Raw genomic sequence first — 12908 nt, forward strand, 5'->3', positions numbered from 1 at the left:
GACTTTTCATGAATATTTTAGTAGTAGGTCGTGGAGGACGCGAGCATAGTATTGTTATGAAGCTTGCGGAAAGTTTAAAAGTCACCAATTTGTATGCAGCACCAGGCAATGGCGGTATCGAGCAGGTCGCGACTTGTGTTGCTATTGATGAAATGGATATAGAGGCATTGTTGAATTTTGCAAAGTTAAACAATATTGATCTGACCGTAGTTGGACCGGAAAATCCGTTAAATGCAGGTATAGCCAACCGTTTTATGGAAGTAGGATTGAAGGTTTTTGCTCCAACGAAGGAAGCTGCCTTATTGGAGGGAAGCAAAAGCTTTGCCAAAGAGTTTATGAAAAATTATGATATTCCTACTGCAGAGTATAGAACATTTACTTCGGCCGCCCGGGCAAAGCAGTATATTGAAGAAAAAGGTGCACCAATCGTTATTAAAGCAGATGGACTTGCAGCAGGTAAAGGTGTAGTTGTAGCGGAGACAATGGACCAGGCACTTAACGCTATTGATCAGATGCTGGTTTCAAAGGAGTTTGCAGAAGCGGGAGCTACCATAGTAATTGAGGAGTTTTTAGCAGGAAAAGAATTTTCACTGATGGCATTTGTTCATGAAAACAATGTCTACCCAATGGTGACGGCAAGAGATCACAAACGGGCATTTGATCACGATATGGGCCCTAATACCGGCGGAATGGGGGCATTTGCTCCGGCTGCTGATATCACTGCTGATCACCTGGCATTTTCCATGGATAAAATTCTGCAAAAGACGGTAGATGGATTAATGGAAGAAGGCCGTTCATTTACAGGGATATTATATGCAGGACTCATTATGACGGAGCACGGACCAAAAGTGATCGAGTTCAATACACGATTCGGTGATCCGGAAACACAAGTAGTTTTGCCGCTTCTGAAAAATGATCTCGTGCAAGTGTTTATGGATATTTTAGATGGAAATGATCCAAAGCTTGAGTGGGAAGATAAATTCTGCACTGGTGCTGTTGTAGCATCAAACGGTTATCCTGGTTCTTATAAAAAAGGTGTAGAACTGCCGTCACTGGAACCAGCGGAAGATTTTTATATTATCCATGCGGGTACCAAGTACGCTGGTGACTCACTTGTATCAGACGGAGGCCGCGTTCTCCTGGTAGGTGCAAAAAGCAGTTCATTGGAAAAAGCAGCTGCGAAAGTCTACGATCAGTTAAAGCAGTATGATTTAAGTGGGTTTTTTTACAGAAATGATATTGGAAAATGAATAAGGAGCCTGTCTTCCCACATTGTAATGGGGTTAACAGGCTCCTTTTATAGTCTATAGTACTATTAATTCCTGCAATTAACCTTAATATAACAAGGCGCCAGTCCCTCTTTACTAATTCTTCACAAAAAAGTCACTTTATTTAACAGTTACTTTACAGTGTTAAAGTGAAATATATGGTAAAATAAAGTAAAATATAAAAGTTGGAGAGTTGTTCTGATGTTGGAAAATGGATATTACTGGAGAAATCGTGAGCTTAGACAGCAAGTAAGTGTGATTGATGGCACAGACGCACCAACACTGCTATTAAAAAACAGTACTTATTTAAATGTATATACGAAACAATGGCTAAAGGCCAATATCTGGATTGCTAATGACCGCATCGTTTATGTTGGAGAAAATCTTCCGGAGAATCTGGATGGAACTGAAATAATAGATTGCGAGGGGCAATATTTAGTGCCTGGATATATCGAACCACATGCCCATCCATTTCAATTATATAATCCTGAAGAGCTAGCAAATCATGCGGCCAGATTTGGTACAACGACGTTAATTAATGACAACCTGATGTGGCATTTTTTATTAGATAAAAAGAAAGCGTTTTCTATGATTGAAGATTTTAGCAAATCACCTGTTTCAATGTTCTGGTGGGCACGTTTTGATTCGCAGACAACCTTACAGGATGAAGAATCATTATTTAACACCGAAGAAGTACTGAAGTGGATCAATCATCCATCGGTAGTCCAAGGCGGAGAGCTTACCTCATGGCCCAGCTTGCTTGCGGGTGATGACAGATTGCTGTATTGGATACAGGAAACGAAAAGACAGGGAAAACCCGTGGAGGGACATCTCCCTGGAGCATCAGAAAAGACATTGACAAAAATGAAACTGCTTGGCGTGAGTGCGGACCATGAATCTATGACGGGTGAAGAAGTGCTTCGAAGACTTCGGCTGGGGTATCAGGTTGGATTGCGCTACTCTTCCATTAGACCAGACTTACCTAAACTGATCGAAGAAATTGTGGCTGAAAATCTGCAAAACTATGATAATCTGACAATGACAACAGATGGCGGCACCCCGGCATTTTATGAAAATGGTCTTATGAATAGATGTATTGAAATAGCGATTGAAAAAGGGGTTCCTGCAGTGGAAGCCTACCGGATGGCGAGCTATAACGCAGCAAGACATTTTCGTATGGATGAACAGCTGGGAAGCATAGCACCTGGTAGGATAGCTCATATCAATATTTTAAAAGAAAAAGAAGCCCCACGGCCAGTAAGTGTTTTGGCAAAAGGAAAATGGATTGTGAAAGATGATGTAAATCAAGAGCTTTCTCCTGTAATTGATTGGGAGAAATATGGAATTAACCCCCTATCAATTGATTGGGAGCTTAGGGAGGAGGAACTTCAGTTTTCGCTGCCGGTTGGTCTGAATATGGTAAATGAAGTAATCATGAAACCATATGCAATCGATACAGACATTACACTGGATGAAATACCTGCTGAAAAGGAAGATGCATTTCTTTTAATGATTGATAAAAACGGAAAATGGCGTGTAAATACTACTATTCGAGGTTTTACAAATCAATTGGGAGCAATTGCTACATCTTATTCAACAACAGGGGATTTCGTCTTTATCGGAAAAAGCAAAAGTGATATGCTGCTTGCATGGAAACGGATGAAGGAAATCGGTGGTGGAATTGTTCTGGTGAATAAAGGAGAAGTTGTGCTGGAAATACCGCTTACCCTTGGCGGGGCAATGTATGATGGAAGTATGACAGAGCTTATTGAGAAAGAGAAGCAGCTGAAGACAGTTTTGGAGGAATTTGGCTATTCATTTAATGATCCGGTTTACAGCTTGCTATTTTTATCATCAACACATCTGCCTTTTATTCGAATAACCCAGCAAGGAATCGTGGACGTTAAGAAAAAAGAAATACTCTTCCCTGCAACGATGTGTTAGCATATTATAGCAGTAAAGTCTTATTTCGAGGTGTGGGGACATGAAGAAAGCAATTTACCTTCTCTTACTATTATTAATCGTTTTTACAGGCTGTTCGAAAGAGGAAGAGAAAGCGCAGAATAATAAACAGAGAGATAGTTCAACGGAGGAAAAAGCAGTTCCGGATGGTGAAGAGGAAGCTGAAAAAGCTTTGAAAAACATCTTTCCATTAACAGGAATGAAAACAGATGAAGAGGCAGATAATCGGATAATAGGTATAATGGTAAATAACCATACATTGGCAAGACCGCAATCGGGACTTTCCAGTGCAGATATGGTTTTTGAAATTCTGGCTGAGGGGAAAATCACACGTTTGCTGGCATTATATCAAAGTAAAATCCCGGATGTGGTTGGCCCTGTAAGAAGTGCCAGAGAATATTATTTCAAATTGGCAAATGCCTATAATGCCTTGTATGTTTACCATGGAGCTGCAAATTTTGTTAATGATATGATTATCAATCGAGGTATTGAGCATTTAAATGGCTCCATTTATGATAATGATGGTAACTTATTTAAAAGGGAAGCATTTCGAAAAGCACCACATAATTCCTATTTGCAGGTTGATGCAGTGTATGATGTGGCAGAAGGAAAAGGATATGAGGTGACTTCTTCATTTGAAGGACTGGAATTTTTGGATGAGAAGGAAGTGGTTTCACTTTCCGGAGAACCTGCAAACCATGTGGAAATTGTATACTCAGCGAACAACCCAATGGAAATTGTTGAGTTTGCGTATGATGAAGCAAGCGGGAAATATACCAGATTCAATGATCGGGAAAAAACAGTCGAATTAAATACAGATGAAGCGGTTCAGGTGGAAAATATTTTTATAGTGGAAACCCATCATGAAGTGATCGATGATGCAGGACGCCGTGCAATTGATCTAGCTTCTGGAGGTAATGCGTATTTAATTCAAAAAGGAAATGTACAGAAAGTTCAGTGGGAAAATCAGGATGGAAAAATTATTCCTGTTATTGACGGGAAGCCAGCAGGATTTGTTCCAGGTAAAACCTGGATTAATATTATTCCATCTGCCCCGGGAATTGAACAATCTGTCACCATATCAAACTAGTGTAAAAGCAGGAGGTTTTGTCGTGCAAATTGATAAATTGCGTGGAGAACAATTAGATCAATTGTTTGATGCGATTTTATCGTTGAAGGATCGGGAGGAATGCTACCGTTTCTTTGACGATATTGCTACAATGTCAGAAATTCATTCCATATCCCAGCGATTGCAGGTTGCAAAAATGCTGACAGAAGGCAGTACGTATAATGCTATTGAACAAGAGACAAAAGCCTCAACAGCAACCATCTCAAGGGTGCGCCGCTGCATAAATTACGGCAGTGAAGGATATCAGATGGTGCTTGACCGGATCTTGGAAGATAAAGGGAATTGAAAATGCCGCTGCCATTATGGGGTAGCGGTATTTGTGTTGAGGGCGGAAGGATATCCAACCATTCTGTAAAATAACGATAAAGTTGAAAGAAAACTTTCCAAGGTTGAGAGACGTCAGCGTAAAGTTGAGAGAAAAAGTGATTAGGTTCAGTTATGTCTCAACTTTCCAACAGTTTCTCTCAACTTTAACTGTTTATGTTTCAACTTTTACTACTTGTCTCTCACCTTCTGCATTTATCTCTCAAGTTCCACTGCATATCTCTCAACTTCGCCCCCGCACCACTCCCTAAAGCATTCTTCTAATATACTTCAAAAAAGATTCCGCATATCCCTAAATTCCACACACGATTTTTGGTATAATAATGTAATGTACCATTTAGATAACGGAGGATTAAAAATTTGCATACGACAATGAACGAATGGAAGCATATATTTAAATTGGATCCTGCCAAGGAGATTTCTGATGAGCATCTGGAAATGATTTGTGAATCGGGAACAGATGCGGTAATTGTTGGCGGGACAGATGACGTGACTCTCGATGGGGTACTGGATCTGCTGTCACGTGTACGCAGATATACTGTACCATGCATCCTGGAAATTTCCGAAATGGATGCAATTACACCAGGGTTTGATTATTATTTTATCCCGATGGTGCTGAACAGCAAAGAGAAAAAATGGATGATGGATATACAGCATCAGGCAATAAAGCAGTATGTTGACATGATGGAATACAGTGAAATTTTCTTTGAAGGATATTGCATTCTAAATGAAGAAGCAAAAGCTTTTCATCGTACAAACAGCTATCTGCCGGATGCGGGAGACCTGATTGCATATGCGTATATGGCGGAGAAGGTGTTTCACCTGCCAATATTCTATATGGAATACAGCGGGAAATACGGGGATCCGGAGCTTGTCAAAAAGGTGAAAAATGAGTTGAACGAAACACTGCTTCTTTATGGGGGCGGGATTGAAAATACCTTTCAGGCAAGTGAAATGAAGGAACATGCTGACATTATAATTGTAGGAAATATTATTTATTCCGATATTAAAAAAGCTTTGAAGACGGTCAAAGCAGTAAAAGATAATTGATTCAGAGGCGGTGTTTTTTATGAGTCAAACGATAGATGACTTACTAAAAGGATTAAATAAAGAACAGCAGGAGGCTGTAAAACATACAGATGGGGCACTCTTGATTATGGCTGGCGCAGGAAGTGGAAAAACGCGTGTGCTTACACACCGGATTGCCTACCTGCTCAGTGAAAAGGATGTTGCCGCAAGAAATATTCTGGCAATCACATTCACGAATAAAGCAGCGCGGGAAATGAAGGAAAGGGTCCGAAAGCTGGTTGGACCAGAAAGTGAATATATGTGGGTATCAACATTCCACTCCATGTGTGTGCGAATTTTGAGAAGAGATATTGACCGGATTGGATACAGCCGTAATTTCACCATACTGGACAGTGGGGATCAGCTTTCTGTTATCAAGCAGATTTTAAAAAATCTCAACATTGATCCGAAAAAATTTGATCCGCGGGCAATGCTTGGGCAAATCAGTGCGGCGAAAAATGAACTGATTACATCTGAAGAGTACAGCAATAATGTGGGGAATTTTTACGAAAAACAAATATCGCAAATTTACACGGCATATCAGAAAATGCTGCATAAAAACCAGTCCCTGGATTTTGATGATTTAATCATGCAGACTATTCATCTGTTCAAACGTGTACCGGAAGTGCTTGAATATTATCAGCGCCGGTTTCAATATATTCATGTGGATGAGTATCAGGATACGAACCATGCACAATATTTTCTGGTGAAACAGCTAGCAAGCCGTTTTCAGAATCTTTGTGTCGTTGGTGATTCGGATCAGTCCATTTACCGCTGGAGAGGTGCGGACATTACCAATATCCTTTCATTTGAGAAGGACTATCCAACATCAAGAACCGTATTTTTAGAACAAAACTACCGCTCAACAAAATCAATCCTTGCTGCAGCTAATAAAGTTATCGGTAACAACAGTGGACGTAAACCGAAAAATCTGTGGACAGAAAATGCTGACGGAAAAAATATTAATTATTTCCAGGGCGCAACGGAGCAGGAAGAGGCGCTCTATGTTACCGATAAAATTCAGGAACTCACGCGTAATGAAGGTTATTCCGCAGGTGATGTAGCTATTTTATATCGGACGAATGCCCAGTCCCGTGCGATTGAGGATACATTAATGAAATCAAATATTTCCTATCAGATGGTTGGCGGGACTAAGTTCTATGAACGTAAGGAAATTAAGGATATGATTGCCTATTTACGCCTGATTACAAACCCGGATGATGACCTGAGTTTTGAACGTGTTGTAAATGTGCCGAAAAGGGGTATTGGTAAAACATCAATCGACCGTCTGAGGGCACATGCTATGACGCATGATATTTCCTTCTATGAAGCGGTGAAAGAGGTTGATTTTACAGGCGTATCGAAAAAAGCAGCCAATGCATTAGCTGAGTTCGGGAATTTGATAAAGACTTTAACCCAGCAGCAGGAATTTTTAACAGCAACAGATATGGTTGAAGCCGTATTAGAACGGACAGGCTATGAACAAATGCTGAAAAATGAACAAACAATAGAATCACAAAGCCGTCTGGAAAACCTGGAAGAATTCATGACAGTTACCCAGGATTTTGAAAAGACTGCTGAAGATAAAACATTGATTGCTTTCCTTACAGATCTTGCTTTAATTGCGGACATTGACAAGGTGGATGAAGAGGATCCGGACAATCAGGAAAAAATCACTTTAATGACATTGCATGCGGCAAAAGGACTGGAGTTTCCTGTCGTATTCCTAATTGGAATGGAAGAAAATGTTTTTCCACACAGCCGCTCCATGATGGATAATGATGAGATGGAAGAAGAACGGAGGCTGGCATATGTAGGGATTACTCGTGCTGAACGAGAGCTTTACCTTACCCATGCAAAAATGCGTACACTTTACGGACGAACTAATATGAACCCAATCAGCCGTTTTATCAATGAGATTCCGGAAGAATTAATTGAAGGAATTGAACAGGCCAGGACGTCTATGTTCGGCGCATCCTTTGGAAAACCTAAAGACAAACCAGCACCAATGAAGCGAAAAGCAGAAAGAATGCAAAAAACGACTGGTGCCGAAAGCGAATCATGGGGTCCGGGAGACAAGGCAAATCATAAAAAATGGGGCGTTGGCACAGTTGTCAAAGTTCAGGGTGAAGGTGAGGCAATGGAGCTTGATATTGCATTTCCTGCACCGACCGGCATAAAGCGGGTTCTGGCAAAGTTTGCCCCAATATCGAGAGAGTAAAGAGGTGCATGATTCGTGGATAAACAGCAGGCGCGTGCTCAAATTAATGCTTTGAAAGAATTGCTGAACCAATATGGCTATGAATATTATGTTTTGGATAAACCAAGCGTCCCTGATTCAGAATATGACCAAAAACTGCAGGATCTCCGCAAGCTGGAAGAAGAGTTTCCGGAACTTGTAACGAAGGATTCGCCTACCCAGCGAATTGGCGGAGAACCAATCGATGCTTTTCAAAAGGTACAGCATCGCGTTCCGATGATGAGCCTGGGAAATGCTTTTAATGAACAGGATCTTCATGATTTTGTAAGAAGGGCTAGTGCGGGTACAGATGCCCCCCTCTCCTTCGTCTGTGAATTAAAAATAGATGGACTAGCAGTTTCATTAACCTATGAAAATGGAGAATTTGTTCGTGGAGCAACACGTGGTGATGGGACAACCGGTGAAGATATTACAAGTAATTTGAGAACAATCCGATCAATTCCTTTGACCATCAAGGAGACAGAAACTATCGAAGTACGAGGCGAAGCTTTTATGCCGCATAAGTCATTTCTTGCATTAAATAAAGCGCGGGAAGAAAATGGCGAAGAGCTTTTTGCCAATCCAAGAAATGCCGCTGCAGGATCCTTGAGGCAATTGGATCCGAAAATTGCGGCGAAACGCAATCTGGATATATTTTTGTATGGAGTTGGTGAATGGGAAACAAGTCCTCTGACTGCCCATAGTGAACGTTTGGATAAATTGAAAGAACTTGGATTTAAAACAAATTCCGAATGGAAAAAGTGTGCAACAATTGAAGAGGTACTTGAATATGTGGAATACTGGACTGAAGAGCGTCCGAATTTAAACTACGAAATAGATGGGATTGTCATTAAAGTAGATAATCTAAACCAACAGGAAGAGCTTGGGTTTACTGCAAAAAGCCCGCGCTGGGCAATAGCGTATAAATTCCCGGCAGAAGAGGCACTTACCAAACTAACAGATATTGAATTAAGTATTGGAAGAACTGGTGTGGTCACACCTACTGCAATACTGGATGCTGTAAAGGTTGCCGGCACCACGGTCCAGCGGGCGTCCCTGCATAATGAAGATTTAATTCGTGAGCAGGATATTCGAATCGGAGATACGGTTGTCATTAAAAAAGCTGGTGATATCATTCCAAAGGTAGTTCGGGCCGTAACAGAAAAGCGTACAGGTGACGAAAAGGAATTCCATATGCCAAAGGATTGTCCCGCATGCGGGAATGAACTTGTCAGACTTGAGGAAGAAGTAGCACTGCGATGCATCAATCCAAACTGTCCGGCACAGTTAATGGAGGGGCTAATTCATTTTGTATCACGTAATGCGATGAATATTGATGGATTAGGTGAGAAAGTAATTATCCAGCTTTTCCAGGAAAACCTGATCCGCACCATGGCTGATCTTTATCGGTTAAAGCCTGAAGAATTACTCCAGCTTGAACGGATGGGAGAAAAATCAGTTGATAATCTGCTGAGGGCAATTGAAAAATCAAAAGGAAATTCACTTGAAAAGCTGTTATTTGGACTTGGCATCCGGTTTATCGGAGCAAAAGCTGCACAAACAATTGCAGCTGAGTTTGAAACGATGGAAAACCTTCAAAAAGCTTCCATGGACGATCTCCTGGCAGTTGATGAAATTGGTGAGAAAATGGCAGATTCGATCGTAAAGTATTTTTCCGAGCAAAAGGTAATTGATTTGCTTGAGGATCTAAGAGGTCTTGAAGTGAATATGGAATTTAAGGGACCAAAAAGATCGGAACAAAGCAATGACACTATATTTACAGGGAAAACAGTAGTACTGACAGGAAAAATGGAGAAATTCACACGTAATGAAGCAAAAGAATTGATTGAATCGATGGGCGGTTCTGTAACAGGAAGTGTTAGCAAAAAAACAGATATCCTTATTGCCGGGGCTGATGCCGGCTCCAAATATGATAAGGCGCAGAAGCTTGGGATTGATATCTGGGATGAGGAACAATTGAAAGAAGCTGCAGAAGGTTAAGGAGTGTTTGAAACATGAAAAGAATCAGTGTCTGGCTAATATGTGCACTCCTTTTGCTAACAAGCTGTGCACCAAATATGAATGAAGAAGAAGTTCTGCAAAATGATGAATCAGAAGAAGAAGTATCAATTGTGCCAAGCTATCAGCTGTCAGATGAAAATTACAAGATGATTCTTCCATATAAAGTCAGCAATGCCAGGGGTGTTATTACAAACCAGATGGGAAATCGGCTGGATATTGATGAGATGGAGGAAGGGCTAAGACGTCATTCCAAAGAAGTATATGACCCTGGGAAGTATTTTTTTCAGGAAGGCCAATATCTAAGTTCTGAACTGCTTTATGAATGGCTGGATGAATTAAATCCGGTAATTAAAAAGGAAGATACAGAAGGGCTGGAACCCGAAGAAGAAGAGGAGTTTTACCGCAATAATCCTCGTTACCTATCACATATTTTGGAACAGAACTTCCTGCAAAAGAAAGAAGATAAAACAGTTGACCTTGTAGGAATGTCAATTGGAATAGCAATGAAATCTGTCTACCGTTTCCAGACTGAAGTTGGTGGGCCGTATTATTATCAGGATATCCCAAAAGATCAGATGATGGAACAGGCAAACAAAATTGCACAAACGATTGTTGAACGAATCCGGGAAATGGAAGGACTTGGGGAGATTCCAATCATGTTTGCTGTTTATCGGGAAGAGGACCAGGCTTCACCAGTGCCAGGGAATTTCGTTGCTAAAACGAACGTAGCTGGAGGTAAAGCATCCATTGGCGACTGGGATACAATAAACGAAGAAAATATCCTTTTCCCATCGGAGGAAGGGAGAAAGAAGTATTTTGATGATCACGAAATTGTTACAAGCTTCGGAAATGAGGTTGCAGAGTACTTTCCAAATTATGTAGGTATAATTGGCAAGGGCTTTTACATTAATGAAGAATTACAAAAGCTGACAATCGAGATCCCAATTGAGTTTTATGGAAAAGGTGAGATTATTGGCTTTACACAGTTTGTTTACGGACTTGTTCAGGAGATGTTTGCGGATTATTTTGATTTGGAAATAAAGGTAACATCAAGCAGCCAAGTGGAAAGTTTAATTTACCGAAAAGCTGGAGCAGACTCTCCGACATACCATATTTTTCATTAGTAGAACAAAAGCGCAAGCGCCCGTTTAGCGACGTACGGACTGGACTGAGCCGCAGGAGATAAAGGAAACACGACGACCGCAGGAAGTCGATGTTGACTTATTGTACGGAGGTGAAGGAAGTCCGCTAGTCGCTGGACGTGGCTGTTTATGTCCAAGAATTAATTGCTGCAAATTTTATACTTTTCTTATCAATTAAAAAGGATGGACAAGTTCCGTCCTTTTTATTTTTTAATAAATTTATGCAGTAAAAATAAGAAGTTTTTAAGTAATAAGTAATGAGTAATAAGTTATATTTTGTAGAATCTTTCATTGATTATAAAAAATCCCTCGAAAATGCACTAATTTTCCTCATATAGGAAAATCGGAAAGTTTTTAGGGTGTTTTTGGAGCGAAAAAGGTGTATTTTCACTGTTATTTTCCCAATATGAATTATCAGAATCTATGTTATAATGTAAATATACAAAGCATTATAATTCTAATAAAGGCAAGGGTGGGTATATTGGTAGAAATAGGATCCTTTATCAAATTACAGCGCACCAAAAAAGAGATGACACAGGGAGAATTAGCTAAAGGAATAGTATCTTTATCCTACTTATCAAAAATTGAGAATAAGAAGACGGATGCAAGTCCGGAAATTATTCAGCTCTTATGTACGCGCCTTGGAATCCAACTAAAAGATGGATTTGATGCAAGCATCCAGGAGAAATGCAAACAGTGGTATAACATGCTCTTTGAAGTAAATGACAAAGAAGAAATCATTACTACATACAATGAACTTCAGGAGATCATGGATACAAACCTGACCGACAGTCTATTGATGTTTGAAATTCATAAAATCAGGTATTATTTAATTTTAGGCAAATTGGATAAAGCCCTGGTAAAAATTAATGAATTAAATGAGATGGCGGATTCCTTTGATAATTTACACAAGTATTATTGGTATAAGTTTCGGGGGAATTACAACTCTGCAAGTGGTTTTTTCAGTCAGGCAATGCAATTGTATAAATTGGCTGAGGAAAAATCAAATCGGATAGATATTGAAGTTAAGGAAATAGCAGACCTTCAATATACGATAGCTATTACTCACAGTAAATTGCGGAATACATTAGAAGTTATTGAATATGCTGAGAAGGCTCTGGATATTTATATGAAAGAATATAATTTTTTCAGATGTGCACAATCTCATATTGTTTTAGGGATATCCTACCGACGAATAAAAATGTATGAGAAGGCTATTAAGAATTATAACTTAGCAAGACACTTAGGAGAATTAAATAAAGACAAACAGATAATCCAGCTAACAAATTTAAATTTAGGTTACCTTTCCTCTGCAAAAGGAGATTCAAAAGATGCCATTCATTACTATTTGCAGGTGGTAGATGATCCAGAAGTCGAACAGAATGCAAGATTAACCTCGTTAACCGCATTAATTAAAGAATATTATTCTATAAACGAAATTGAAAGAACGAAAGAAATGATAAAAAAAGGATTTGAATTAATCGGTACAAAAGATGTGGAAAAGCATAAAGTCCACTATTATGTTCTGAATACCTATAGTTATGCTATAAATGAACAGAACAACCAATTTGAAAAAATTGTAATTAATGAACTTATACCCTATTTAACTAATCATAAGGATTATGCAAATATAGTTGTTTATGCAAATATGCTTGGGAATCACTTTGAAGAACTTGGCAAGTACAAGGAATCCGTTAAATATTACAAACTCGCAAATTTGACATATGAAGAATTAGTTAATTTATAAAGGGGGG

General features: G+C 39.6%; 9 protein-coding genes. All 9 read left to right on the plus strand.

Going from position 1 to position 12908, the window contains the following annotated elements; all coding sequences use genetic code 11:
- Window positions 1-8 precede the first annotated feature (8 nt).
- The 9 genes from purD to CIL03_RS15075 all read left to right on the plus strand — a co-directional run bounded on the left by purD (window position 9) and on the right by CIL03_RS15075 (window position 12901).
- On the plus strand, window positions 9-1250 hold the full coding sequence (gene purD / locus CIL03_RS15035) for a phosphoribosylamine--glycine ligase (RefSeq protein ID WP_094886707.1): 1242 nt from the start codon (window positions 9-11) through the stop codon (window positions 1248-1250).
- A 219-nt stretch (window positions 1251-1469) separates the two neighbouring features.
- Complete coding sequence (locus CIL03_RS15040) at window positions 1470-3212, plus strand: adenine deaminase (protein WP_206207711.1); 1743 nt, start codon at window positions 1470-1472, stop codon at window positions 3210-3212.
- Between the two features lie 40 nt (window positions 3213-3252).
- Window positions 3253-4320 (plus strand): DUF3048 domain-containing protein, encoded by a 1068-nt coding sequence (locus tag CIL03_RS15045; RefSeq protein WP_094886708.1) that lies wholly within the window; start codon window positions 3253-3255, stop codon window positions 4318-4320.
- Between the two features lie 22 nt (window positions 4321-4342).
- Entirely contained in the window at window positions 4343-4645 is a 303-nt protein-coding gene (locus CIL03_RS15050; protein WP_094886709.1) for a YerC/YecD family TrpR-related protein, read from the plus strand.
- Window positions 4646-5055: 410 nt separating this feature from the next.
- On the plus strand, window positions 5056-5733 hold the full coding sequence (gene pcrB, locus CIL03_RS15055; protein WP_165767978.1) for a heptaprenylglyceryl phosphate synthase: 678 nt from the start codon (window positions 5056-5058) through the stop codon (window positions 5731-5733).
- Between the two features lie 19 nt (window positions 5734-5752).
- On the plus strand, window positions 5753-7972 hold the full coding sequence (gene pcrA / locus CIL03_RS15060) for a DNA helicase PcrA (RefSeq protein WP_094886711.1): 2220 nt from the start codon (window positions 5753-5755) through the stop codon (window positions 7970-7972).
- 15 nt (window positions 7973-7987) lie between these two features.
- Window positions 7988-9991 carry an NAD-dependent DNA ligase LigA gene (ligA, locus tag CIL03_RS15065; RefSeq protein ID WP_094886712.1) on the plus strand — a complete coding sequence of 668 codons (2004 nt, stop codon included), beginning with the start codon at window positions 7988-7990 and terminating at the stop codon, window positions 9989-9991.
- Between the two features lie 14 nt (window positions 9992-10005).
- Entirely contained in the window at window positions 10006-11136 is a 1131-nt protein-coding gene (locus CIL03_RS15070) for a CamS family sex pheromone protein (RefSeq protein WP_094886713.1), read from the plus strand.
- 490 nt (window positions 11137-11626) lie between these two features.
- Window positions 11627-12901, plus strand: a complete 1275-nt coding sequence (locus CIL03_RS15075; RefSeq protein ID WP_338061892.1) for a helix-turn-helix domain-containing protein — start codon at window positions 11627-11629, stop codon at window positions 12899-12901.
- Window positions 12902-12908: the final 7 nt, after the last annotated feature.

The organism is Virgibacillus indicus, from assembly GCF_002266285.1.
Taxonomy (GTDB): domain Bacteria; phylum Bacillota; class Bacilli; order Bacillales; family Amphibacillaceae; genus Virgibacillus_K; species Virgibacillus_K indicus.

What these genes read in the sequence shown, in the direction of transcription:
- purD (WP_094886707.1), top strand. Translation starts at nt 9, where the DNA reads ATGAATATTTTAGTAGTAGGTCGTGGAGGACGCGAGCATAGTATTGTT.
- CIL03_RS15040 (WP_206207711.1), top strand. Translation starts at nt 1,470, where the DNA reads ATGTTGGAAAATGGATATTACTGGAGAAATCGTGAGCTTAGACAGCAA.
- CIL03_RS15045 (WP_094886708.1), top strand. Translation starts at nt 3,253, where the DNA reads ATGAAGAAAGCAATTTACCTTCTCTTACTATTATTAATCGTTTTTACA.
- pcrB (WP_165767978.1), top strand. Translation starts at nt 5,056, where the DNA reads ATGAACGAATGGAAGCATATATTTAAATTGGATCCTGCCAAGGAGATT.
- pcrA (WP_094886711.1), top strand. Translation starts at nt 5,753, where the DNA reads ATGAGTCAAACGATAGATGACTTACTAAAAGGATTAAATAAAGAACAG.
- CIL03_RS15070 (WP_094886713.1), top strand. Translation starts at nt 10,006, where the DNA reads ATGAAAAGAATCAGTGTCTGGCTAATATGTGCACTCCTTTTGCTAACA.